The sequence below is a fragment of the Microbispora sp. H13382 genome (assembly GCF_014161445.1).
Classification (GTDB): domain Bacteria; phylum Actinomycetota; class Actinomycetes; order Streptosporangiales; family Streptosporangiaceae; genus Microbispora.
The window spans coordinates 78,337-103,735 of record NZ_JABBXA010000001.1 but is presented as its reverse complement, the minus strand read 5'-3'; the positions used below and the strand labels follow the sequence as shown (position 1 = coordinate 103,735).

The 25,399-nt window shown below is 72.9% G+C and carries 16 protein-coding genes; 4 read left to right on the top strand and 12 right to left on the bottom strand.

Features of this window, described 5'->3' with window-relative positions; genetic code table 11:
- Nucleotides 1–31: 31 nt before the first annotated feature.
- The 10 genes from HHX41_RS00380 to HHX41_RS00335 all read right to left on the bottom strand — a co-directional run bounded on the left by HHX41_RS00380 (nucleotide 32) and on the right by HHX41_RS00335 (nucleotide 16,987).
- Complete coding sequence (locus HHX41_RS00380) at nucleotides 32–460, bottom strand: thioesterase family protein (protein ID WP_182904365.1); 429 nt, start codon at nucleotides 458–460, stop codon at nucleotides 32–34.
- The gene (locus HHX41_RS00375) at nucleotides 457–6,285 is read right to left on the bottom strand and encodes a type I polyketide synthase (protein WP_182904364.1); all 5,829 of its coding nucleotides are present in this window, start codon (nucleotides 6,283–6,285) and stop codon (nucleotides 457–459) included. The genes HHX41_RS00380 and HHX41_RS00375 overlap by 4 nt, the downstream gene beginning before the upstream one ends.
- Complete coding sequence (locus HHX41_RS00370) at nucleotides 6,282–7,292, bottom strand: enediyne biosynthesis protein (protein ID WP_169979381.1); 1,011 nt, start codon at nucleotides 7,290–7,292, stop codon at nucleotides 6,282–6,284. The genes HHX41_RS00375 and HHX41_RS00370 overlap by 4 nt, the downstream gene beginning before the upstream one ends.
- A 6-nt stretch (nucleotides 7,293–7,298) precedes the next feature.
- Nucleotides 7,299–9,266, bottom strand: a complete 1,968-nt coding sequence (locus HHX41_RS00365; RefSeq protein ID WP_182904363.1) for a CRTAC1 family protein — start codon at nucleotides 9,264–9,266, stop codon at nucleotides 7,299–7,301.
- Complete coding sequence (locus HHX41_RS00360; protein WP_259400540.1) at nucleotides 9,263–10,222, bottom strand: DUF1702 family protein; 960 nt, start codon at nucleotides 10,220–10,222, stop codon at nucleotides 9,263–9,265. Before HHX41_RS00360 ends, HHX41_RS00365 begins: the two co-directional genes overlap by 4 nt.
- A gap of 195 nt (nucleotides 10,223–10,417) precedes the next feature.
- A complete protein-coding gene (locus HHX41_RS00355; protein ID WP_182904362.1) occupies nucleotides 10,418–11,404 on the bottom strand; it encodes a DUF1702 family protein in 987 nt (328 codons plus the stop codon).
- Nucleotides 11,405–11,590: 186 nt separating this feature from the next.
- Complete coding sequence (locus HHX41_RS00350; protein ID WP_182904361.1) at nucleotides 11,591–11,842, bottom strand: acyl-CoA carboxylase epsilon subunit; 252 nt, start codon at nucleotides 11,840–11,842, stop codon at nucleotides 11,591–11,593.
- Between the two features lie 127 nt (nucleotides 11,843–11,969).
- Entirely contained in the window at nucleotides 11,970–14,837 is a 2,868-nt protein-coding gene (locus HHX41_RS00345) for an AAA family ATPase (RefSeq protein ID WP_310741685.1), read from the bottom strand.
- Nucleotides 14,838–14,841: 4 nt separating this feature from the next.
- A complete protein-coding gene (locus tag HHX41_RS00340; protein ID WP_310741684.1) occupies nucleotides 14,842–16,638 on the bottom strand; it encodes a 2-isopropylmalate synthase in 1,797 nt (598 codons plus the stop codon).
- A gap of 10 nt (nucleotides 16,639–16,648) precedes the next feature.
- Complete coding sequence (locus tag HHX41_RS00335; RefSeq protein WP_169979391.1) at nucleotides 16,649–16,987, bottom strand: hydroxyisourate hydrolase; 339 nt, start codon at nucleotides 16,985–16,987, stop codon at nucleotides 16,649–16,651.
- Nucleotides 16,988–17,375: 388 nt separating this feature from the next.
- On the opposite strand from HHX41_RS00335, the gene HHX41_RS00330 reads away from it, so the two are divergent.
- The 3 genes from HHX41_RS00330 (at nucleotide 17,376) to HHX41_RS00320 (ending at nucleotide 21,522) form a co-directional block, all read left to right on the top strand.
- Complete coding sequence (locus tag HHX41_RS00330; RefSeq protein ID WP_182904359.1) at nucleotides 17,376–17,585, top strand: hypothetical protein; 210 nt, start codon at nucleotides 17,376–17,378, stop codon at nucleotides 17,583–17,585.
- 490 nt (nucleotides 17,586–18,075) lie between these two features.
- Nucleotides 18,076–21,135: a BTAD domain-containing putative transcriptional regulator gene (locus tag HHX41_RS00325; protein WP_310741683.1), complete on the top strand. Its 3,060-nt coding sequence runs from the start codon at nucleotides 18,076–18,078 to the stop codon at nucleotides 21,133–21,135.
- Nucleotides 21,136–21,246: 111 nt separating this feature from the next.
- Nucleotides 21,247–21,522 (top strand): acyl carrier protein, encoded by a 276-nt coding sequence (locus tag HHX41_RS00320; RefSeq protein ID WP_169979396.1) that lies wholly within the window; start codon nucleotides 21,247–21,249, stop codon nucleotides 21,520–21,522.
- Nucleotides 21,523–21,694: 172 nt separating this feature from the next.
- Here the strand turns inward: HHX41_RS00320 and HHX41_RS00315 are convergent, their stop codons facing one another.
- Nucleotides 21,695–22,876 carry an acyl-CoA dehydrogenase family protein gene (locus HHX41_RS00315; protein ID WP_169979398.1) on the bottom strand — a complete coding sequence of 394 codons (1,182 nt, stop codon included), beginning with the start codon at nucleotides 22,874–22,876 and terminating at the stop codon, nucleotides 21,695–21,697.
- Nucleotides 22,877–23,276: 400 nt separating this feature from the next.
- On the bottom strand, nucleotides 23,277–24,317 hold the full coding sequence (locus HHX41_RS00310) for a prephenate dehydrogenase (protein WP_396793808.1): 1,041 nt from the start codon (nucleotides 24,315–24,317) through the stop codon (nucleotides 23,277–23,279).
- A gap of 317 nt (nucleotides 24,318–24,634) precedes the next feature.
- On the opposite strand from HHX41_RS00310, the gene HHX41_RS00305 reads away from it, so the two are divergent.
- Nucleotides 24,635–25,396 (top strand): 2,3-dihydro-2,3-dihydroxybenzoate dehydrogenase, encoded by a 762-nt coding sequence (locus HHX41_RS00305; protein WP_169979402.1) that lies wholly within the window; start codon nucleotides 24,635–24,637, stop codon nucleotides 25,394–25,396.
- The last annotated feature ends 3 nt before the right edge of the window (nucleotides 25,397–25,399 follow it).

Below are 25,399 nucleotides of genomic sequence, written 5' to 3'. Positions count from 1 at the left end.
ATTGGTCGACAGTCACGCTGACCTCCTGGGGTTAGGACGCGTACGGTTCGAGCGCCCTGACCAGCGGCTCGGGAACCCGGGCGGGCGCGGTGCGGGTGTTCGGCCCGCGCATGCAGGCCACGCGCTGCCTGCCGCGGGCCACGAGCGTCTCGCCCTCGCCCGGGTTGAGCCGCACGTAGTCGAAGCTGAACTCGACCTGCGTCTGGGCGAGATCGACCAGGCGCATCCGGATGGACAGCTCGTCGAACGCGGTGATCTCGGCGAAGAACTCGCAGTCGACCTTCAGCGTGAACAGCTTCAGGTCGTCCTGCAGGTCGGCGAGCACCTCCGGCGCCCGCTCCTTGAGGAACATCTCCCGGCAACGTCCCTGCCACCGCAGGTAGTTGACGTAGTAGACGTTCCCGACGATGTTCGTCTCCTCGAACCCCACGGTGTGGAGGTATTCGTAGTAGTCACTCACGCCCGCGACCGCCCTTCGGTGAGCACCGCGATCACTACCGGCCCCGCGACGTCCCGCAGGGAGGTGACGAGCGTCGCGATCCGCGCGTCCCCGGCGTCGACGACCGCCCACGAGCCGGACACGGTCCCGGCCGCGAGCGGGGTGTCCTCCGGCAGGCCGGCCCGTCGCAGGGACCGCACCCCGGCCAGGACCCGCGCGGCCGCGACCGCGGGGGCCTCGCCGGTGAGGGCGGCTACCCGCTCGGCGACCGCGGCGTTCGGCCCGAGGGCCTCCCGCCACCGCCCGTCCCCCTCGCCGGACGCGGTCACCTCGGCGATCTCGCAGCCCAGCGGCCCGCCGCCGGCGACGCACAGCGTCACTCCGGCCCCGTGTGCCGCCGACACCGCGACGCCGTCGCCGGCCTCGCCGCCGATCTCCGGCTCGCCGCCGGGACCGGACCGCACCTCGACGGGGCGGCCGAGCGCCCGGCCCAGCCCCACGGCCGCGCGGGCGCCGCGCCCGGCGGCACCGTCCGGCTCGCCCGGCAGGCCGGGTTCGACCACGACGGCCACCCGGTCACCGGTCAGGTCCTCCAGCGTCCGCTCCAGGTAGGAGCCGAGCAGGGGGGCCACCCAGGGGCCCGCGCCGCCGTCCTTCTTGCGTACGGCCTGCAGGGTCAGGCCGTCCCACCGCTCCACGACGGTGCCGTCCCCGGTTCGGACCGCGATGTCGTAGACGTAGGTGTCGCCGTCGCGCTCGCGCTCCGTCGCGCAGTAACGCAGCGCGCCCGCCTCCGCGAGGGCGGGGCCGCCGGGACGCACCCGTTCGATCCCCACCGGGAGCAGCGTGGCGTCCGGCACGCAGACCTGGTTGCCGTGCATCAGCGCGTCCCGCGTGCCCGGGTCGCCGAGGAGCAGGGTGTCCGGCAGGTAGCGGGCGAACCAGTCCCCGTCGGCCAGCGCGGCCACGTCGGCGTCCACGTGGCGGGCGGCGGCGCGGTGGTAGCGGCGCAGCCGGTGGAACCGGCCGCCCTGGAACAGCAGGTCGCCGTACATCTCCCGGGCCGGGTCCAGCGTCACCGGGGGCAGGCCCTCGGCGACCTGGCCGGGCGGCCCGTCCGCCGCGGGCTCGCCGGTGTAGCGCAGCCGGGCGCGGAAGTGGTCCACCTCGAAGCCGGTGTCCGAGCTGCGGATCGCCGCCTCGACCGTGTCGTCGCCGGTGACCGTCGCGGCGATCCGCAGCGTCGTGCTGCCGGCCGGCGGCACCACGATCGGCCGCAGGAACCGCGCGTCCTCGATCGCCGGCGTCTCCCGCCGCCCGGTGGCCGCGTACGCGACCTGGGCCATGGCCTCCATCCCGAAGACGGCAGGGAACAGCAGGTTGCCGTCGAGGAGGTGGTCGGCGAGATAGAGGTCGGTGCCCGCGTTGACCTCGACCTCGGTGACGAGCTCGACGCCGTGGTAGCGGATCAGCGGGCGGTCGACGAAGCGCAGCAGGGGCAGCGGCGGCTCGTCCCTGCGGACCGTGCCGATCCCCTCCGTACGCCCGCTGATCACGACGACGACGGGCGAGGCGGGATCGGCGACCAGCCTTCGCATGATCTCCACTCCCTGCTCGGGGGTGATCGCGGCGATGCCCTTGCGGGTCAGCCCCTCGACCACCGACAGGCGCTCGCCCATGCCGACGTCCGACCAGACCGACCACTCCATGCAGATGGCGCGGCAGCCCGGGTGCTTGTCGGCGACCTCCCTGGTCAGGTCGGCCAGCCACTCGTTGGCGGTCGCGTAGTGCGCCTCGCCGTGCAGACCGGCCCTGCCGATGATGCTGCCGAAGGTGACCAGCAGGCGCAGCCTGCCGGGGTCCACCACGTCGAGCACGTTGCGCAGCCCGCCGACCTTGGGGGCGAACGTCCGGCCGAAGGCGTCGGCGTCGAGGCCGGCGAGCCCGGCGGGCTCGTTGCGGCCGGCGCCGTGCAGGACCGCGGTGACCGGCCCCAGCTCCGCCTCCAGCTCGGCGATTCCCCGGCGCACCTGACCGGGGTCGGTCACGTCGGCCCTGGCGTACCGCACGGTCACCCCGGCCTCGGCCATCCGCCGCAGGGTCGCGGCGAGCTCCGCGTCGCCGGCCGGGTCGGAGCGGCCGAGCACGGCCAGCTTCGCACCGCTGTCGGTGGCGACCGCCAGGGCGCACTCGGCGGTGATGCCCTTGCCGCCGCCGGTCACCAGCAGGACGTCCTCCGCGCCGAGCGGCGGGACCTGGGTGGCCGGCCGTACCGGCAGGGCGCGCAGCGTCGGCACCCGGCGCACGCCGTCGGCGTCGTAGTACGCCTCGGCGAAGCCGGTGGTCGCCGCCACCTCGGCCACGACGCGGCCGACCGCCTCCGGCACCGCCGGGGTGTGTACGACGGTGGTGCGCAGGTGCGGCGCCTCCAGGTGCAGCGTCTTGGCCAGCCCGGCCGCGCCCCGGTCGTGCTGGACCAGGACGAACCGGGTGCCGGGCGGGCCGGCCAGGGCGGCCTTGGCGCCCAGCAGCGCCTGCTCCAGGTGCTCCTCGGCGCAGTCCGGAGGCAGGCACACCAGCACCCCGGAGCCGACGTTCCCCTCCTCGAGCGCCCGGCGCAGCGGCTCGGCGATCGGGGACGACCCGGCGGCGTACAGCCGCCACCGGCCGCTGTCCCCGGGGCCGGTCCGCGCCGGGAGCGGCACCTCGTCGAGGTCGACCGCGAACGGCCTGGCCCAGTCGGCGGCGCCGGCCACCACGGCCGCCGGCGCGGCGGCCCGGCCCTGCGGCTCCCGCGTGAGCCGGTCGAGCGCCTCGGCCAGTTCACGCAGGCTCGCGGTGGCGAGGTTGGTGGGGGCCTGCGCGGCGGGCACCCCAAGGCGCTGGACGGCCTGGTCGATGATGTGCATGACCGTGACCGAGCTGAGGTGCAGCTCGTCGAGCGGCCTGCTGTCCTCGCTCACCATCTCCAGCGGCAGTTCCGCCCGCTCGGCCGCGAGGCGCCGCAGCAGGTCGATGCTCGATCCGGCCTCGGCCGCGGCGTCGGCGGAGACGACGGGGGCCGCCGTCGCGGCGGGCGGCGCGGCCTCCCCGGCCGCGCGCGCCCGCGTCGCCGCCACGGTGACCCGGGGCGCGGCCTCCGCCGGGCTGGCGAAGAAGCTGAACTCCGCGCCGATCTCCAGGGGCCGGACCAGCCGGCCGTGGAAGAGGTCCTCCAGGAGGACGGGGACGCCGGTCACGTAGGCCGCGCCGGCCACCCGCAGCAGCCCGGCCAGCGACTCGTCGTCGGTGTCGAGCGCGACCGCGGGCACCTCCGTCGCCGCCGCGGCCAGACCGGTCAGCACCCGGCCCGGGCCGACCTCGACGAACAGGGCGACGTCCTTGGCCGCCCGCTCGACCGCCTGGGTGAACCGCACCGGCTCGGTGATCTGCCGCCGCAGCAGCTCGCGCAGGTCCGCGACCGGCGGCAGGTCCTCGCCGGTCACGGTGGAGACGATCCGCCGCCCGACCGGGCCGAACTCCTGCCCGGCCAGGTACGCGCCGAACGCCTCGGCCGCGGGCGCCACCAGCGGCGAATGGAAGGCGTGGGACACCGCGAGCGGGGTCCAGTTCAGGCCCGCGTCGGAGGCCCTGCGCCCCGCCTCCTCCACCGCGTCGGCCGGGCCGGCGACGACGGTCTGGCTCGGGCCGTTGTACCCGGCGATCACCACCGGCAGCCCGGCGATGAGGTCGGTCACCGTCTGCGGGGTCGCCCGGATGCCGGCCATGGTGCCCGAGGAGCTGTGCTCGGTCATGGCCCGGCCGCGGGCGGCGGCCAGGCCGAGCAGCGTGTCCTCGTCCATGGCGCCGGCCCACTGCAGCGCCGACAGCTCGCCGAGGCTGTGGCCCACCGCGACGTCGGCCTCCAGGCCGAGGAGGGACAGCGCGCGCAGTCCCGCCATCGAGCCGGTGACGATGCGCGGCTGGGCGACCGCGGTTGCCACCATGTCCCCCGAGGACGGCAGCGCCGCCCTGGCGTAGATCTCCTCGACCTCGGGGAAGCGGCGGCGCAGGGCCCCGCCGCTGGTGCCGCGCCCCGAGCCCTGCCCGGGGAAGAGGAAGCCGATCCGGCAGGGGCCGTCGGCGTGGCCGAGGAAGGCCCGGCCGTCGGAGGCGAACAGGCTGGTCTCGCCGCCGTCGAGGGCGGTGAGCACCCGCCGCAGCTGCCGCTCGGCGTCCTCGGGTGAGGAGACCACCACCGCCGCCCGGTAGGGCTGGTCCCGCAGCTCGCGCTGCAGGGTGACCGCCAGGTCGGCGAGCTGCGCGTACGACAGCCGGGTCACGAAGTCGGCCAGCGTGGCCACCCGCTCCCGCAGCGCCTGCGGCGAGGCGGCGTCGGCCAGCAGCAGCTCGGCGTCCTGCAGGGAGGAGGCCAGGCTCCTGGTGCGGGCGGGCAGCACGCGCCGCCGCGGCCCGCTCTTCTCCAGCACGACGTGGGTGTTGATGCCGCCGAAGCCCATGGCCGTGACGCCGGCCCTGACCGGGACGTCCTCGGGCCAGGGCTCCGCCTTGCGCAGCGCGCGCAGCGGGGCGTCCTGCTTCGCGAGGATCTGGTGCGGCTCGACGCAGCCGATGGCGGGCGGCAGGACCTGCTCGTGGACCGCCATCGCGGTCTTGATCAGTCCGGCCACCCCGGCCGCGGCCTTGGCGTGCCCGATCATCCCCTTGATCGAGGTGACGGCGGCGGGCGCCGTCGCCGCGGCCGCGTCGGTCCTGGCCTCCGACAGCGCGGTGAGCTCGGTCGCGTCGCCCACCGCGGTGCCGGTGCCGTGGCCCTCGAACAGGCCGACCGTCTCGATGCCGAACCCGGCCCGATCGTAGGCCCGGCTCAGCGCGAGCCGGTAGCCGCTCACCTCGGGCCTGGTCATGCCGCCCCGGCCGTCGGAGGAGACGCCCCAGCCCGCGATGACGGCGTAGATCCGGCGACCGGCCTCGACGGCGTCGGACTCGCGCATCAGCACGACCATCCCGCAGCCCTCGCCCGGCCAGAAGCCGTTGGAGTGCTTGTCGTACAGGCGCATCTCGCCCTTGGCCAGCGCGCCGGTCTTCGCGAAGCCGATGATCTCGAAGGGGTCGATGGACAGGTCGACCCCGCCGGCGACGGCGACGTCCAGGTCGCCGTCGAGCAGCGCCTTGCACGCCGTCGTCACCGACAGCAGCGAGGAGGAGCAGGCGCCGTCCACGGTGTAGCCGCCGCCGTTGAGGTCGAAGTGGTTGCAGATGCGCCCGGCGATGGTGTTCGACAGGCCGCCCGCGAGGGTGTCCTCGTCGACCTCGGGGAACGGGCTCTTGTAGGTGGCCTCCAGGTCCGCGAGGAAGGCGGCCAGCCGTTCGTCGTCCCAGCCCTGGTCCTTCAGCGTCGCCGCGACCGTGCGGCGGACGTACGGCCAGCGCAGGCGCAGGATGTTGGCGCGGGTGAACTCGCCGGTCAGGGTGTTGCCGACGACGACTCCGGTGCGCTCGCGCGGCAGCCCCTCCCCTTCGGGGAAGCCCGCGTCGGCCAGCGCACGGCCCGCCATGTCGAGGGCGAGCCAGTGCGTCAGGTCGGTCGAGCGGTACGTGCTGCCGGCGATCCGGTAACCGACCCGGTCGAACTCGTAGCCCTCGATGACGGCGGCGGTGCGGGCGTAGAACCGGTCGGGCACCGACGGATCGGGGTCCCAGTAGTCCTCCAGGCGCATCCGCTCGTCCGGGAGCCTGCGGAAGGCGCGCCGGCCGGCCAGCGCGTTCTCCCACAGCTCCCGCGGTGAGGCGGCGTCGGGATATCGGCAGGCCATGCCGACGATGGCGATCCTGGTCGTGCTCATACGGACGCCGCCTCTTTGCCGTTGACCGAGACGGGGCCGGTCACGATGACCGGGGCCGGCGTCTGGGACGGGATGGACGGCGCCTGGGCCTGCGCCGGGGCCTGCGCCTGCTGGCGGGCCTTGTTCACGAAGTGCAGCGCCCAGAAGAAGCCGCCCCGGATCGCGCAGACGCCGGCGGTGGCGAAGAACAGGGCGTACGAGATGTGGACGGCGGTGAGCAGGCCGTACAGCAGGGCGACGCCGGCGCCGAAGGCGATCTGCGAGCCGGGCTTCGACGGCGTCGTGCCCGGGTCGGTGATCATGTAGTTGGTGAACAGGATGAAGGCGACGCCGGTCATCATGGCGAGCGCGGCCGGGATCGAGGTGCCGAAGAAGACGCCGCGCAGGATCGCCTGCAGGGCGAACGCGCCCACCCAGCCGGCGATCAGCGGCATGCGGCCGGTGAGCTTGCCGTTCAGCATCGTGCCGCCGACGATGATGATCCCGGGCACCAGCCAGTCGATCCAGGTGTCGACGTTCTCGGTGAAGTGGTACGGCGGGGCGATGCTGGCCCAGGGGAACAGCAGCAGGATGACGGCGATACCGAAGTTCGACGGGTTCATGTAGTGGCGCAGGCGGCCCTTCACCGGGGCCCGCAGGACCCACTTGGCACCGACGGCCACCACGACGCCGAAGACGAGCACCAGGACCTGGTCGTTGACGTAGGTCAGCATGTTCATGGCCAGGCTGGTGATGTGCGCCGGGTAGAGGAACTCGATCAGCCCGCGCAGGCCGTTGCCCTTGTAGCGCGGGGGCCGCCCCTCGGCCCGCGAGCCGATCCGCTCCAGGACGATCTCGGTGGTGTACCCGGTGGCGAGGGCGATGAAGGGCCACAGCCAGGGCTGCTCGAACCCGAGGATCGTGTAGCCGACGATGTTGAAGACCGAAATCGAGATCGCGAAGTTGCGCAGCGCGATGACCACCTTGGGGTCGTGGCGCGGCCCCGCGACGGGCGTGTTCTCAGCCATGTCCGATCACTTCTCCTTGGCCTGCCGGCCGAGCTTGAGCGAGTGCCAGCCCGGGGTGAGCTGGAGATCCTGTTCACGCACCTGTCCGGTGCGGTCACGCCACTGCAGAAGCACCTTCACCGGGCCGGTGACGTTCTGGCCGAGGCCGATGTGCACGTCCGTGGTGCGGCGGCCGGAGTGGCCGCTGCTGCCGTCGACCCGGCTGATGAACTTCCGGCCGTCGGGGGTCATGACGCACACCTGCGCGCCGGTCACCGGCGAGCCGGCCGCGGGCAGGGCGCCGTCGGCGGGCTTCTCGTCGCGGGTCAGGCGCAGCCCGAGGAACGCGCCCTGCGCCGGGCTCTGGTTGTGGTAGAAGATCGGCGCGTCCCACTGGCGGGCCACGGCGAAGTCCAGGCGGCCGTCGCCGTCGGCGTCGCCGGTCGCGATGCCGCGGGTCGGCACCGGCACGTTGAGACCGAGCTGCGGGGCGAGGTCGATGTAACGGCCCTCGGGACCCTTGGCGAAGAAGTGCAGCGTCTGGTTGCCGGCGATGTCGTCCCCGGCGCGGGCGTTCGGCCACCAGGTCGGGTTCTGCAGCATCTGGTCGTTGGCCGTGGCCAGCTCCTGGAGCTGCGGCCAGCGGTCGGTCTGCCCCTTGATGAAGCCGGTCGCCTGGGCGATGGCCGGCTCACCGCTGTTGTTGAAGTCCTCGATCTTGACGTCCCAGCCCCAGCCGGACCAGGCGGTCTGCGCCGGCGCGCTCTCGTCGCGGTACGGCGCCACGCCCTCGCGGAACTTCTCCCGCAGCTCGCTCTGGTTCTTCACGTCGGCGACGAACTGGAAGTTGCTCTCCTCGATGCCCCAGGAGGTGGTGATGTTGCTGACGAACATGTCGTAGATGCCGTCGTGGTTCAGGTCGCCGAAGTCGACGCCCATGCCCTTGAAGGAGTCGTGGCCCACGCTCTTCGACTTGGGGATGAAGGGCGAGCGGACGCCCTCGACCAGGGAGAACTTGAAGTGTCCCGGGGTGGAGCGGTTGTACAGCATCCGGTCGGGGCCGAAGTCGTTGGCCAGGTACAGCTCGGGCAGCAGGTCGCCGTCGAGGTCGTTGGCGGACGCGCCGAGCTCCCAGCCCTTCGACACCTCCTCGGGCAGCACGTCGTCGAGCTTCTGGTAGGTCGCCGCCGGCTTGTCGCCGCTCTTGGCGCCGGTCCAGCGGAAGAAGTAGTTCTCGCCACCGTTGTGGCCGTTCGACATGGAGTGGTTCATGTGCACGCCGCCGGAGACCGTGGGGTCGAGCACCGGTCCGTCGGCGAAGTAGTTGCCGATGAAGATGTCGTCGTGCCCGTCACCGTCGAAGTCGGCCACGGTCGCGGCGTTGGTGTTCCACTGCGGGCCGGTGTACTCACCGTTGGTGACGTTCACGCCCGGCACCAGCTCGGTCGGCTTGTACGTCGTGGCCGACAGCCCCTTCGCGCCCGTCTTGGCGAGGTACAGGATGGGCGTGCGGCCCCACATGTAGACGAGCAGGTCGAGCCGGCCGTCCTCGTTGTAGTCGCCGGGGACGCAGCCCATCGGCGCCATGTGGTCGTTGACCGGCAGCGGGGCCGGGTTCAGCGCGAACGGGGCGTACCGCTCCGACTTGGCGCCCGGCGTCGGCGTGATCACGACCTGGTCGATGCGGGTGTCGACGAGGCACAGGTCGTTGGACAGCCCGTCGCCGTCGAGGTCGTTCATCGCGATCGCTGCCCCGACCGAGGAGATCCAGGCGTCGATGTGCGTGTAGTCCTTGTTGACCTTTCGGATCGACTGCTGGTCGTAGCCGCTCGGCAGGGCGATGGACAGCGGCGTGAACGAGTACTTGCTCGCCGTCTCCGCCGTCTGCGCGGCGGAGTACGAGGGCAGGCGGGCGATCAGGAAGGCGGTCGCGATCAGCACGAGCGCCACGATCCCCGCTGTCTGCCTGCGCAGCCAGCCAAGTGTCGCGGTCACTGGGTAACACCTCCAAGGGAGACGAATTCGTTGGCGATGCACTGACGCCAGAGCTCGTAGGCGGGCGGGTCGCCGTCCCGCAGCGGCTGCGGCGGGCGGACCAGCTGGGTGACCTGGGCCGCCCGGTCCTCGGGCAGGCCGCAGAGGATCTCGGCGGCCAGGCGCGTGTGCGGCACGACCAGGCCGGCACGGACCCGGGCCTCGGCGGCGAAGGCGGCGCCCTGCGCGAGCAGCGGGCGGTGCTCGCCCGCCCGCTCCCGCAGCGTCAGCAGCTCCTCCTCGGCCGCGCCGCCGGCGTAGGTGGCGGCCAGCCCGGCGCCCGCGTACATGTCGGCGCGGCGGGACGGGTCGAACCGGTCGATCAGGTCCGCGCACCGCTCCGCGTCGGTCCCGGCGACGAACCAGATGGCCCGGCCGATTCCCTGGTCGATCGCCCGGTTGGCGTACGGCCGCGTGGCGTCGGCCGGCCAGGGGAAGGCCGGGTCGCGGTACTGTCCGTGGACGTACTGGTCGGTGCGGAAGTAGGCCTGGTGGAAGCCGTAGCCGTCCAGCGCCAGCCAGCGCAGCAGCGGGTCGAGCGACTCGGCCTTCGGCCACAGGAACCTCGGCAGCCGGGCCATCGCCCAGCCGACGCCGACGTAGATCATGTAGTTGTGCCGTCCGCCGCGCCCGGCGAGGAACTCCTCGACCCGCCCACCGCCGAACGGCATCCCGTCGAGGATGGCGAAGGCCATGCCGGCGCCCTCGTAGGCGAAGCCGCGGAACCGGGTGGGCACCTGCTCCAGGCGCTCCTCCGCCTCCGCGACCGTGCACGCCTCCATCGCGTAGCCGTATCCCTTGAGGAAGGTCTCACCGACGGTCTCGAGCAGGTCCCGGGCCTCCGGGCTCTTCACGTGGAAACCCCGGGTGGCGAGCTTCGTCTCCGAGATGTCCGGTGTCATGATTCGGCGTCTCAATGAACGCAGGAAACTCGTCAATTGCCTCTCCGCCCCTCCATAAAATCCTGCATATACGGCTGATTCTGGCGCTATTTACGCATATTCCTCCGGGCCCGGACCACTTCAAAAGTGCCCATCTGTTGCTATTTCCGGGCATGGCGAAAGAAATCGCGGTGAAATTAATTCGACGCGACGGGGAAAACAGGTCGGGGGTCAGGCCACCAGGCGCGCGGCGAAGTGCTCACGGACCCGGCCCCGCCACAGCTCGTACGCCGGCACGGACGCGGACGGGTCCGGCGCGACCTCGCTGTCGTCGGCCAGCGCGACCGCGTCCCGCACGGACAGGCCCGCGAGGGCGGCGGTGGCGACCTCGGTGTGCGCCGGCACGAACCCGGCGTAGCTGCGCGCCTTCGCGGCGAACACCACGCCCTGCGCCACCTCGGGACCGTGCTCGCCGGCCTCGCGGCGCAGCACCGCCAGCGTGTCGGCGTCGCAGCCCCCGGCGAACGTCGCGGCCAGGCCGACGCCGCTCCACAGGTCCGCCTGCCGGTGGCTCGCGAAGCGCCGCACGGCGGTGGCGACGTCCCCCACCCGCGCGCCGTGGATGAACCACAGCGCCCGCCCGATGCCCTGGTCGACGGCGCGGAGGAAGTAGTCCGGCGAGCCCTCCCAGGGGTAGGGCGACGGGATCCGCTGCTCGTCCACCCAGCGCCGGGTGTCGAAGTAGGCGCGGTCGAAGCCGTAGCCGTCCACCGCCAGCCAGCTCATGGTCGGGTAGTACGGCGAGCCGCCGAGGTCGGGCATCACCTTCCGCCACAGCACCCGGGGCAGCCGGGCCATGGCGAATCCGATGCCGATGTAGGTGAGGAAGATGTGCGGCCGCCCGGGCCCGAGCAGCAGGTCACGGGTGCGGCGGCCACGCCCGCCGCCCATGGCGTCGAGCACCGTGAACGCCATCGTCGCGCCCTCGTAGGCGAAGCCGCGCAGCTCGGGCTCGATCATGTTCAGCCTGCGCTCGACCTCCCACTGGTCGCGGGCGTCGATCCCCCACTCGAAGCCGCAGACGACCGCCTGGGGGATCGTCTCCAGCCGCCGGGTGACCTCGGACGGGGAGCCCGGGAACCCCCGCTCGGCGAAGGTCACATCGAGCAGGGACGGGGCCAGCACCAGCCTGCGGAGCGAACCGGACAACGTCGACATGCCACACCTCTCACTCGTGGTCCCCGGACGGGCCCAGAACGCCGTCGGCACCGCGCCGCCGAAGCCGCATTTCGTCTTCCCGCGATTTCCCCGGACGGCCTCGACGGCACTTTCCTCAGGATGCGTCCGCGGGTCCTTTACGGCTTTTCGTAAAATGCGCGATCGGTGCTCGTGCCCGGCGATTCCTCAGGCGATCCAGTGCCAGCGCACATTCGGAGAAGACCACGCGCCCCGGGCGACCGGCCGGGGGCCGGGGGCGAGCCAGGCGAAGGCGGCCCAGGCCGAGGCCCACGGCGACACCGGCGCGGCGGGCGGTTCGGGTGCGGCCGCGGCGGACCCGGCCCGCGCGGCGACGGCGGCCACGACCGCGACGACCGCCGCGAGTTCTTCGGGCGTCGGGTCGCCGCGTACGACGATCAGATCGGTGCTGTCCTCCACGTGCGCCTCCCGCCTCGACGGTCACACCACGAGAGGCGGGCGGGCAACTCTCCGGTTGCCCGGTGTTTCCGGGTGTTTCCGGTGTCTCCCGGTGTTTCCGGTGTCTCCGGGTGCCGTGCCGCCGGTGTCAGACCCCGGCCTGCTCGCCGAACTCCAGCACGAGCGGCAGGTCGGAGCGCCGGGTGATGCCGAGCTTGCGGTAGGTGCGGGTCAGATGCTGCTCCACCGTGCTGACCGTGACGAAGAGCTTGGCCGCGATCTCCCGGTTGGTGCAGCCGGCCGCGGCCAGGGACGCGACCCGGCGTTCGGCGTCGCTCAGCTCGCCGAGCGGCACGGCCGAGGGGCGGGCCGCCGTGGCCGTGGCCCCGCGCTCCGGCCCGCCGCCGGATCCGGTGCTCGACCCACCGTGCGATCCACTGCGCGGGGCGCCGTGCGACTGCTGATGCGCCGGGCTCAGGGACGAGGCCGGCGGCTCGACGCCGCACTCCGCGGCGACGGCCTGCGCCCAGGTGGCGATCGTCCGCGCCCGGCGGTACTCGCCGAGCGCGTCGTAGGTCTCCACGAGGTCGGCCAGCGCGCGGGCCAGCTCGTACCTGTCGCCCGCGGCCTGCAGGCACCCGGTCGCCTGCCGCAGCAGCGCCGGACGGTCGCCCGGGTCGAGGGTGGCGGCCAGCAGCCGCAGGGCGACGCCCCTGCCCCGGGGGTCGTCGGGCACGCACCCGTCCAGCTGGTCCCGGACCAGCTCGCGCGCCTCCTCCACCCGTCCCAGGCGCAGGCACGCCTCGGCGGCGTCGGCCCGCCAGGGGATCAGGCCGGGGGTGTCGAGGTTCCACTCCGTCATCAGGTCGCCGCACCGCCGGAAGTCGCCCAGCGCCAGGGCGGGGTAGCCGGTCGCGAGGCTGTGACGTCCCCTGGCGTGCAGGTAGTGCAGCCCGTAGCGGGTCTGGAACATGACCTCGGGGACCGGCACGTCCAGGTGCTCGCGCACCTCGTCGTACCTCCCCATGGTGGTGAGGGCGAAGATGAGGCTGCCGAGCGGGCCGCCGACGGCGACGCCCCAGCCGCTCATCGGGATGATCTGCAGCGCGGCGCGCGCGTGGCGCTCCGCGGCCGGCATGTCCCCCTGGCGAATCGCGATCTCCGCCCGGATCGCCGCGAGCCTGGCGCGCCTGCTGGGCGCCTGCCGCGCCGACGCCTCGGCGGCGAACATGTCGCACAGCGGGGCCGCCCGCTCCGCCCTCCCGGCGTAGGTCAGCGTCAGCAGGGAGTTCTCGACCGTGTCCAGCGACATCTCGTCGAGCCGGGAGTCCTCCAGGATGCGCTCGACGGCGTCGACGTACTCCTCGCGCGGCCCCCGGGTCAGCACCTCCGCGAGCGCGAGCGCCGACTCCAGCCGCCGGCTGACCGACACCGAGACGATGCCGCCCGGCCCCTCCTCCTTCGTCATGTGCCCCAGCGCGGTGAGGAAGGGGGGATGGGCCGCGCGCAGGCAGAGCCGGGCCACGACGAGCTCGGCGCGCGTCTCCTGGTCGGCCGTCCCGCCCGATTCGAGCACCTGCTCCAGCACGTCCCGCGCGTCGTCCACGCGGCCGTGCCACAGCAGCGCCCGGGCCAGCACGACGGCGTCGCCGCCCCGCAGGCTGCCCCGGTGCACGGCCTCGGCGAGCTCGGCGAGGCGGCCGGCGGGCGCGGCCGGGTTGATGCGCCACTCGGCCCGCACGAGCATCGTCATGATCTTCGCCCGCTGCGTGTCGTCCGCGCACGCGCGCCAGGCCAGCCGCAGGTATCCGACCGCGCTGTCGACCTGGCCGGCCCGCAGCGCGCTCCTGGCCGCCTCCTCCAGGATCTCGATGCCCCAGGGGGCGTCCACCCGCCCCGCCTCCAGCAGGTGCCGGGCGACCACGGCCGGGGAGGCGCCGACGCCGTACGACAGCTCGGCCGCCCGGCGGTGCAGCTCCGCCCGCTCCCCCGCGTCCATCGCCCCGAGGACCGCCTGCCGGGCGGCCTCGTGGCGGAACGTGCCGAGCGCGGTCAGGCCGGCGGCGCCGAGGGAGTGCAGGTCCTTGTTCACCTCGGCCGCCGGCACGCCCAGCAGGAGGTCGAGGGAGCGGGGCTCGCCGAGGACCGCGAGCCCGCGGGCGGCCCGCGCCACCCGCGCCTCGCCGCGGCTCAGGCACGACAGCACGGCCTGGCCGTACTGCTCTCCGACGACGACCCCCGCCGGGGGCTCCGGCGCCGTACGGGCGGACTCCTCGTAGTCGTCGGCCAGCGCGGTGACCAGGAGGGGGTTGCCGCCGCTGTGCGCGTACATCTCGTCGGCGAGCCGCTCGGCGGCCTCGTCGCCCAGGCGCGCGGCGAGCATCGCGGCCACCCCCGCCCGCGACAGCCGGGTCAGCCTGACGCGGCGGCAGTGCGGCTGGCGCAGCAGTTCGGTCTGGAAGTAGGAGTCGGTGTGCCACGCCTGGTCGGCGTGCCCGAAGATCGCCACGATCTGGGCGAGCCGCACCCGGCGGGCGAGGTAGGCGAGGCAGAGCAGCGACTCGCGGTCGGCGTGGTGGACGTCGTCGACGACGAGCACCAGGGGGCACCGCTCGGACAGGTCGAGCAGGACGCCGCAGAGCGCGTGGACGAGCTGGGCGTCCACCGGCCGGCGCTCGTCCGCGCCCGCGGCGACCGCCCGCGCGCCCTCCTCCAGCAGGGACAGCGCGCGCTCCCGCTCCTGCGGGACCAGCGGCGCGTCCTCGACGAGCTGGCGCAGCACGCCCAGCGGAACGTCCCGCTCCAGCGGCGAGCCCGTCGCGGTGACGGCCAGCGCGCCCAGCTCGATGGCCTGCTCCGCGAACGTGTGCAGCAGCGTGCTCTTGCCCGTCGCCACCGCGCCGCCCACCAGTGCGACCCTGCCCCTGCCCATGACGGCGCTGGCGAGGAGCGCCTCGAGGAGCACGAGTTCCTGTTCCCGTTCGACCATGGCCATCGCCGTGTCGCCGCCCTTCACGTGGTCACCTGCCGGCCGTCACCCGCCGGGAACGCCCGGCGCCCTGGCGTCCGTGCCGCCCGTTCCCCTCCGTGGCCCCCCGGCCGCCGCCCCTGCCATCGCTCCTGCCATCGCCCTGGCCGTCGCCCGTTGCCGGGGCCCGGTCGCGGGCGGCCCTGGCGACGGCGGAACACACCGCGACCAGCGCGGCCCTCTCGACATCCCGCTCGATCCCGGCACCCCAGTAACAGGCGCCGCCCGTGCGGTACTCGGCGTAGACCGCCGCGTCGTCCCGCCCCGCCGCGCCCGCGCCGGCCGCCGGGCGGGTGTGGTGGACGACCCGCACCCGCAGGCCCCGGCGCGCGAGCTCCGCGCGGACCGCCTGGACCGTGTCCGTCCTGGCCGGGCCGGTGCGGAACCAGCCGGCGTCGATGTGCAGGGTGACCGTCCCCCTGGCCTCGACGGACGGCGGGACCGGCAGGGCGGAATCCACGACGTACTCCCGCACGAAGACCTCGAGAACCCGCTCCGGCGCGACCTCCCCGCCCTCGGCGTCCGTCAGCGCCTGCATCCTCATGGCGAAGTCGGCCTGCAGGTCGCGCGGCAGGGTGAGGCCGTGCCAGGCGCTCATCACGTAGGCCAGGCCGCCCTTGCCCGACTGGCTGTTGATCCGCACCACCGCCTCGTACGTCCGGCCGACGTCCTGCGGGTCCAGCGGCAGGTACGGCACCTGCCACGGCAGGTGCGCGGCGTCGTCCCCGGTGCGGACGGCCTCCCTTTCGACGGCGTCCAGACCCTTCTTGATGGCGTCCTGGTGGGAGCCGGAGAAGGCAGTGTAGACGAGGTCGCCGCCGTACGGGTGCCGGGGATGGACCGGCACCCCCGTGCAGTGCTCCACCGTACGGCGGACGCGGTCGAGGTCGGAGAAGTCGACGCCGGGGTCCACGCCCTGCGTGGACAGGTTGAGCCCGAGGGTGACCAGGCACACGTTGCCCGCCCGTTCCCCGTTGCCGAACAGGCAGCCCTCGACGCGGTCGGCGCCCGCCATGACGGCCAGCTCCGCGGTGGCGACGCCGGTCCCCCGGTCGTTGTGCGGATGGACGGACAGGCACAGGTGCTCGCGCCGCGACAGGTTGCGGTGCATCCACTCGATCCGGTCGGCGAAGACGTTCGGCGTGGCGCGCTCGACCGTGGTGGGGAAGTTCAGGACGGTCTCGCGGCCGGCCTCCGGCTGCCACACGTCCATGACGGCCTCGCATACCTCCAGCGCGAAGTCCGGCTCGGTGTCGGCGAAGTGCTCGGGCGAGAACTGGTAGCCGAGGTCGCAGCCGTCCAGCGTCCGCTCGGCGTACTTCATCACCAGCCGGGTCCCCTGGACGGCGAGGTCCTTGCACTCGTCGCGGCTCATGCCGAACACCAGGCCGCGAAACAGCGGCGAGGTCGCGGCGTAGAGGTGGACGGTGGCGCGCGGCGCGCCCTCCAGGCTCGCCACCGTGCGCTCGATCAGCTCGTCCCTTGCCTGCGTCAGAACGGAGATCCGGACGTCGTCGGGGATCAGGTCGCGCTCGACGAGCATCCGGACGAAGTCGTGGTCGTCCTTGCTGGCCGCCGGGAAACCGACCTCGATCTCCTTGTAGCCCACGTCCACCAGGAGGTCGAACATGATCAGCTTCCGGGCCGGCGACATCGGCTCGGCCAGCGACTGGTTGCCGTCGCGCAGGTCGGTCGACAGCCAGCGCGGGGCCGAGCCGATGGTCGCGTCCGGCCAGGCGCGGCCCTCGAGGGGAACCCGTGAAGAACCGCTGTAGCGTCCGAGATTCACGGTCGGCTCCTTAGGTGAGCGATCCGAAGTAAGCGGAGTAGGAGTACGGCGAGAGCAGCACCTGCAACTGGTAGGAGTCGGTCTCGTCATGCATGCGGAACGTGATCGAGACCTCGGGATAGGCGGCGGTCAGCCCCAGGCCGACGAAGTACGAGTCACTCTCGAAGACGATGCGGTGCAGCCCGCGGTCGAACCTGCGCCCGCGCCACTCCCCCACCCGTCCCTCGTGGTCGGTCTCCGCCTTGACCTCGGCACACCAGAGGCCGTTGTCGCTGCGTTCAAGCCGCACCCGGACACCGGCGGCCGGCCGGCCGTAGAGGCCGTCCAGCGCCTGAAGAGCAATGCCCATCTCACCGCCACACAATCCCGGGACCCCTGCGGCCCGGCTCAACGCTCTCGTCTTCCGACCTTGTGGTGACCCGGGCTTCGCCGCCTGCGTGCGGTTGCCGCCCGGGTTGCTGTCACAGTGGCGCACCCCGTTATCGGCCCGGCATCGCCCCGCTATCGCCCAGGCATCGTCCGGCCATGGCCCGTCACCGCGGGGGCCCGGGCCGCCGCCGGGCCGCACCCCTCAGCCGGCGGCGCAACCCCCCGCATCCCACCGCCCACTACCCCTTCGACCTGCGGTGATGGCATCCCGGAAGCGCGACGATAAGGGCTCGATGGCGGGGGGTGTGAGCGTCGGTCCCGTAAGCGATCGGCGTACGGAGCGCCGCGCACAGGGTGGAGGTATCCAAGTGGCCGGCAGCAGCAGCATCGTCAAGCGATTCGCCGTCTCCATCTTCATCGCCCTCACGGCCGCGGCGTCGGCGGGCGCGATGGTCTCGGTGGCGGCGGCTTCCCACGCTCACGCCCGCACCGTCGTCCACCGGAGCGTGCAGCCGCACAGCCCCGCCGGCATCCCGTCGCCGAGCCCCACCAACACCCACGTGAACCCCTGGGACTGACTCACCCCCCGAGCGGCCGGAGACCTGGCGTCTCCGGCCGCTCGGCGCTTTTCCCGGGCATTGTCCGGCCACCCGGCCACTTTTCTGACTAAGCGACTTTCAACAGGTAAGGCGTCCTAGCAGATTCGAGCGTGCACCGGAGTTCACCTGCCGGACCGCGCATTCGCCTAGCCACCGTCCGTTTCGCGCTGTACGATCCCTGACAACAATGTCAATAGGGGACGCGCGGGCGACTACATGTCAGAACGGCGGCGACCGCACCTGACAGCGTTTCCGCCGGTGTTCACGGCTCCATCGCAAACATTCCGTAAACTGCCATCGCCCAGAGAGAGCCTTTATGTGAGGCCGCAATGCGCATATCGCGGAGAGCGAGCTCCGTAATCCGCACTGTGCAATGGTCCAGCAGTTTCAGAGGGAGATGCATGTGGAGTTTCGCCTGCTAGGAGCCCTCGAAGTCACGGAGGGTGGGCAACGACTCGACCTCGGGGGTGTGCGACAGCACACAGTCCTGGCCGTGCTGCTGCTGGAGGCCAACCGACCGGTCGCCGTCGGCCGTCTCATGGAGGCCATCTACGGGGACGACCCACCCGCCACGTCGCGGGCCCAGGTGCAGATCTGCATCTCCGCCCTGCGGCGCCTGTTCGGCGCCCACGGCCACGATCAGATGATCGTCACGCGGTCCCAGGGATACGCCTTGCGGACCGACAGCGAGCAGATCGACGCGCACCGCTTCGAGAGCCTCGTGCTGAAGGCACGGCAGGCGCGCGACAACCGGGACGTGGACGAGGCCGTCAGGCACTACCGTGAGGCGCTGTCCCTCTGGCGCGGCCCCGCACTCGAAGGCATCGAGAGCAGGATGGTCCAGGCCGCCGCGAGCTGGCTCGACGAGGAGAGGCTCGCCGCGAACGAGGACTGCGTCCAGCTCGAACTCGACCTCGGCCGGCACCACGAGCTGGTGACGGAGCTGCGCAGGCTCGTGGAGGAGCACCCGCTCCGCGAACGGCTGCTCGGCCAGTTCATGACGGCGTTGTACCGTTCCAGCCGGCAGGCGGAGGCCCTGCAGGTCTACCGCGACGCCCGGCGGATGATGATCGACGAGCTGGGCATCGAGCCCAACGAGCGGCTGCAGCAGCTCGAACACGGCATCCTCACCGCGGACGAGAGCCTCGACGCGCCGCCGGAGCGGGATAGCGCGCGGATCTCCGTGGCCGAGCCCGCCGCCCCTCCCCCGGTCCCCGGCATGCTTCCCTCCGGAATCGCCGACTTCATCGGCCGGCACGGGCACCTCGACGAGATACGGCGCCGGCTGACGCAGGTCTCCGACGGCATGGCTCGCTTCGCCGTGCCGATCATCGCGATCGCCGGCCGCGCCGGCATCGGCAAGACGACCATCGCGGTCCACGCCGCGCACAGCGTCGCCGACCACTACCCCGACGGTCAGCTCTTCGCCCACATGCACGGCGGGGTCTCCCGCCCGGTCAGCCCCATGCAGGTGCTCGAACGCTTCCTGCGCGCCCTCGGGGTGCCCGGCACCGCGCTCCCCGACGGCCTCGAAGAGCGGGCGGAGACGTACCGGACGCTGCTCGCGGACCGCAGGATGCTGATCGTGCTGGACGACGTGGGCAGCGAGAGCCAGGTCCTGCCGCTGCTGCCGGGCAATCCCGCCTCCGCCGTCATCGTGACCAGCCGCAGCCGCCTCGTGGGGCTGGCCGGGGCCACGCACATCGACGTGGACCTGTTCGACTCGGCCCAGTCGGTGGACCTGCTCGCCCAGGTGGCCGGCGGCGGGCGGGTGGCGTCGGAGCAGAGCTCCGCCGAGGCCCTCGCCGACCTGTGCGGCCATCTGCCCCTGGCCCTGCGCATCGCCGGCGCGCGGCTGGCGGCGCGCCCGCACTGGACCGTCGAACAACTCGTCGACCGCCTCAGGGACGAGACACGCAGGCTCGACGAGCTGATGCACGGCGAGATGGGCATCCGGGCCAGCCTCTCGCTCACCTACGACAACATCAGCGAGGAGGCGCGGCGGCTGCTGCGGCGGCTGGCGATCCTCGACTCCCACGTATTCTCCGTGTGGACCGGCGCGGCCCTGCTCGACCGCTCGTTCATCGAGGCCCAGGACCTGCTCGACAACCTCGCCGACGCCCACCTCGTCGAGGTGACCGTCGGCCGGGGGACGCACACCCAGTATCGGTTCCACGACCTCGTCAAGGTGTTCGCGCGCGAGCGCCTGGCCGCGGAGGAGCCGGTGGCGGAGCGGAAGGCCGCGTTGTCCCGGGTGCTCGGCTCGCTGCTGTCGCTGACGGACGCGGCCAGGTCGCGGGAGTTCGGCTCCGACGTGCTCGCCCGGATGGAGAGCGTGATCCCCCGGCCGCTGCCGGAAAAGCTCGTCGAGCAGCTCGTCGCCGAGCCGATGGCGTGGTTCGAGCGGGAGCGTCACCTGCTGGTCTCCGGCATCCGGCAGGCGGCGCAGGCGGGCTTCGTCGAGCTGTGCTGGCGGCTCGCCGCGAACGCCGCGATGTTCTTCGAGTCGCGGGTCTACCTGGACGACTGGCGGGAGACCCACGAGCTCGCGCTGGAGGCGGCGCGGCAGGCCGGGGACCGGCGCGGCCAGGCCGAGATGCTGTACACCATCGGCTCACTGTCGTTCAGCGAGCAGCGGTTCGACGACGCCAGGCGCGAGCTGGACGCGGCGGTGCGGCTGTTCGAGGAGGTCGGCGACGAGCTCAGGATCGCCCTGGCGATCCGCAGCATCGCGGTCCTGGAACGCATCAACGGGCGGTTCGCGGAGGCGGTCGCCAACTACGAGAAGGCGCTGCAGGTGTTCCACACCGCGGGCGACCACGTCTCCGCCGCGCACACCCTGCACAGCCTCGCCCAGGTGCGGCTCGACTGCGACGACCTCGACAGCGCCAAGTCGCTGCTCTCCGAGGCGCTGACGCGGAGCAAGGCCGGGGGCGACCGCAGGGTGACGGCGCAGGTGCTGCACCGGATGGGGCAGGCGCATCTGCAGGCGGGCGAGTTCGGCCTGTCCGCCGGCGCCTTCGAGGAGTCGCTGACGGTCGTGCGGGACATCGGCGACTCCATCGGCGAGGCGTTCGCCCTGCACGGCCTGGGCGTCGCCCGGCTGCGCCAGGGCAGGATCGCCGAGGCCGGCGAGACGCTGCGCGAGGCCCTGCGGCTCGCGACCAGCTCGCGGCACCGGCTCGCGGAGGCCCGCGTGATGTCGGGGCTCGGCGAGGTCGCCGTCGCGAACGGCGAGAACGACCAGGCCGCGGTGCATCTACGCAGAGCGGCCTCCCTGTTCCGCGGGATGCAGATGCCGCTGCTCGAAGCGCAGACCCTGATCATGCTGAGCGACGCGTTGTACGCCACGGGCGACTACGACGAGGCCGACGACGCCATGACCCGCACGCTCGACCTCGCTGACCGGATCGACCCGCGCGCCGGACGGCAGGTGCGCGACCGGCTTTCCCGTACGCGGCGGGCCCGGCCCGACGCCCGCGGCGGGCTGCGGATCTCGGACGGACTGGGACCGGTGGTCAGGACCTGACCTCGCACTCTGGGAGGTGCCGCGACCCCCGGCGGTTGCGATGCTGTGAGGGCAGCCAGCAGGCAGCAGGACGCCATGCGCGCCATCGTGGACGTTTGGGGAGGACACCGTATGAGTGGCAATCACCCCGGCGAGCTTGTTCTCCCGGTCATCGAGGCCAAGGTCGCGGAGATCTGGAAGCAGGTGCTCGACGTGCCGGACGGAAGTGAGGACGCGACCTTCTTCGACCTGGAGGGCGAGTCGATCGCCGCGGTCCGCCTCGTGTCCCGCATCGAGGAGGAGCTCGGCGTCAGCGTCGACGTCGGCGACGTCTTCGAGGAGGACCCGAACCTCGACGCGCTGGTCCGCATGGTCGCGGGGAAGGCGGCGGTCTCGCCCGCCGCGTGACCGAGCCGGCGCATCGTGGCCGGAGGCGTGTGTCGCACGCCTCCGGCTTTTCCGTCTGCCCGGGCGTTTCGCCCGCCCTCAGGGCACGCCGGAAGGACTCCGGGCACACATACGAAACGGTTCCGCGGCACGTCGTCGGGCCGCGGAACCGTTTCGGCGGAGGGGGTGTGGTCTAGATGTAGAAGGTGCCGGGCTCCTGGCCGCACAGCACCCGGCCGTACAGCTCGGTGTTGGTGTTGGGGTGCATCAGCGCGTGCAGGTTCACCGCGGTGATGTCACGGGCGATCCGCTGGATCGGCACCTGGGTGTAAATGGAGGAACCGCCGCTGGCCATGGCGAGGACGTCCGCGGCCTCCTTGCCCAGCCGGCACACCGCGCCCATGTCGGCGCGCGCCCTGGCCCGCTCCTCCAGCGTCCACTGCTCGCCCGTCACGCCCTTGCCGTCCACCAGGCCGGTCAGGCGCTGGGCGTGGAACTCCGCCTCGTCGATCTTGAGCGACGCCTCCGCCACCTGCAGGTGGGTCAGCGGGGCCTCGCTCTGGCTCTCGTAGTGCGTGTAGGTGATCTTGCGGTTGGGCAGGCGCTCGAAGAACGCCTCCCTGGCCGCCCGGGCCAGGCCGATCACCGTGCCGACCGAGGACGCGGAGGCGACCGGCAGCAGCGGCGTCCGGTAGATGGGGCTGGCGGCGTTCAGCTTCGACGCGTACTGCCCCATGAGCACCGCGGGCAGCGGAAGCACCCGCTCGGCCGGGATGAACACGTCCTGGGCGACCGTGGTGACGCTGCCGGTGCCCCGCAGGCCGGAGGTGTGCCAGTCGTCCACGATCTGCAGGTCCGACATCGGCACCAGCGCCATGATCGGCATGGGCTCGCCCTCGGGGCCGACCTGGATCGCCACGATCTCCTGCCAGTGGCTGTGCCAGGCGCCGCTGACGAACCCCCACTTGCCGTTGACCACGACGCCGCCGTCCACCGGGGCGGCCATGGCGGTGGGGCTGAGCGTGCCGCACACCCGCACGTCCGGCGTCGAGAACACCTCGTCCTGGACCTCGTCGGGGAACAGGCAGGTCATCCAGGTCGGGATCCAGTAGACCGACGCCGTCCAGGCGGTGGAGCCGTCGGCCCGCCCGAGCTCGGCCGCCACTTCGAGGAGGGTCCGCGTGTCGCACTCGTAGCCGCCGTAGCGGGCGGGCACCCGCATCTTGAAGACGCCGGCGTCGGCCAGGGCCTCGATCGACTCGTCGTGGATCCGCCGGTTCTCCTCCGCCCAGTCCGCGTGGCCGCGCAGCAGCGGCAGCAGTTCGGACGCGCGCCGAACCAGTTCCTCCCGTGTCGGAACCCCGGTCGTCAACATCGTTTCCTCCTCGTGCCGTCGGCGCTGAAGCCGCTCCTCGCGTCCCAGCTCACGGCACATGGCGGCGGGCGGAACGCCCGCGCCCGCGACGCGGCACAGTGCGCTGCGGTGCAGCTCCGTGCGGCACAGTGCGCTGCGATGCAGCCTCGGTGCGGTGCAGCTCGGTGGGTGCAGCTCGGTGCGGTGCAGTGCAGTGCGGTGCGGTGGCCGCCGCTGGGTCTCCTCGACTGTCGCACCGGCCCCGCGGGCGGCACACCTTTCTGGTTGCGCAGCCCCGGGCTCCGTCCAGGGGCGGGGGCGCCACCGATCGCCGCCGGTGGGCTCTCGGAGGAAGCGCGGTCAGGCCGCGAGGCGCCGGCGGCGTCTCGGGGGCGTCTCGGGGGCGTCTCGGGGGCGCGGCTCAGGCCGCGAGGGCGCCGGCCGGTGCCGTGTGCTCCGCGCCCCCGCCGACGATGCGCGCGCGGCCGTCGTTGCCCTTCGTGAGCAGGTCGGCGAGCAACTGCCCGCCCTCCGGGTCGCGCAGCGCCGCCGCGGCGGCGGCCAGGTCCCGCGCCACCGCCTCCAGGACGGCGGCGACCGGCTCGGCGTTCTGCCGGAGGATGTCGCACCACAGGCCGGGGGCCCCACCCGCGACCCGCGTGACGTCCCGCAGGCCCGGCCCCACCAGGGAGAGCGTGGTCTCGTCCGCGCCGGCGAACCTCGCCGCCAGCGCCGCCGAGACCAGGTGCGGCGCGTGCGAGCTCGCGGCGACGGCCAGGTCGTGGACGTCCGGCGCCAGCAGCCGGTGCTCCGCTCCGCACGCCGCCACCAGTTCGGCCACCACGCGCACCGGCCGCAGCGGCGTCGTGGGAAGCGGGCAGAGCGTCCACGGCCGTCCGGCGAACAGGTCCGCCCGGGCGGCCAGGGGGCCCGACGCCTCCGCGCCGGCCATCGGGTGCCCCGGCACGTACGCGGTGAGGTCGCAGCCCGCCCGCTCGGCCTCGGCGACGACGCGGGCCTTGGTGCTGGCGACGTCGGTGTAGACGGCGCCGAGCCCCCTGGCCTGGGCGTCCCGCAGCACGGCGGCCACCGTGGACGGCGGCGTGGCGACGACCACCACGTCCGCCGCGGGAGCGCCGGGGGTCAGTGCGACGCCCGCGCCCATCCGCTCGGCGACGGCCACCGCGTGCGGGTCGCGGTCGGACAGCGCGACCTCGACGCCCGCCTTGCGCAACGCGAGCGCGGCAGAGGCGCCGATCAGACCACAGCCGATGATCGTGACGCGGCGAATCGACGACGAAGTCATCATGCCTCTCCCTTGGTGCGAGTACGGATCTCCGCATCGGCAATCTCGCGCGTTTGCGTGGCACCGGCCAGACAGGGCGGCGGCAGCAAGATGCCCGGGTGGTACAGCTTCCTGCCAGCCCTCGTCCCGGCCCGGGAGGAACCCGTGAGATGACAATTCTTCTGACCTTGAGTCAATTCACGGCGAACGGTCCGGGCCCGTCGCGAGGGGACCACAGGCCGCTCTTTCCCAGGCGGGCCGGTGTTGGCAGGAAACGGCTATCGGCGGGCAACATGCTGCCTTTCATTCGCCTTGTTGGCGACTTACGCCGGGCCGCACAGTTCTGCCATGAAAAACATTTCGCGGTTTCCCCGCCCCCTTTCCGCGACGGGCGGGACGACGTGGGACCGGCCGGCCCCCCGCGTTCACTCACGTCGTGCACGTGAAGGAGACGCCTCGGCGAACGCCGCCGCGACCGCCGCCGGGAGCGCGTGATGGTCGCCCTGGTCACCGGCGCCGCCGGCGGCATCGGAGCCGAGGTCGCCCGGGTGCTCGCCGAGGACGGCGTGCCGGTGGCGGCCGTGGACCGCGACGCGGGCGCGCTGCGCACCGTCGTCGGCAAGCTGGTCGCCGACGGGCTGGAGGCGGCCGCGTTCACCGCGGACGTCACCTCCGCGCCACAGGTCGAGGCGGTCGTGGACGAGGTCGAGCGGCGGCTCGGCCCGATCGACCGGCTGGTCAACGCCGCCGGCGTGCTACGCGTGGGCGAGGCCAGGACGCTGTCGGACGACGACTGGGCCGCGACGTTCGCGGTCAACGTCACCGGCGTCTTCCACGTCTCACGTGCGGTGGTGAACAGGATGGTGCCGCGGCGGGCCGGCGCCGTCGTCACCGTCGCCTCGAACGCGGCACACACGGCCCGCATCGGAATGTCCGCCTACGGCGCCTCCAAGGCGGCGGTGACGATGTTCACCAAGAACCTGGGCCTGGAGGTCGCCCGCTACGGCATCCGCTGCAACGTGGTGGCGCCCGGCTCGACCGACACTCCGATGCTCACCTCGCTGTGGCACGACGATGACGGTCACCGGGCCTCCATCGAGGGCGCCCCGGACCTCTATCGCACCGGGATCCCGCTGAGAAAGATCGCGCGCCCGGCCGACATCGCGGAGGCCGTCGCCTTCCTGCTCTCGGAAAGAGCCGGTCACATCACATTGCAACACCTGACAGTGGACGGCGGCGCGACCCTCGGCGCCTGATAA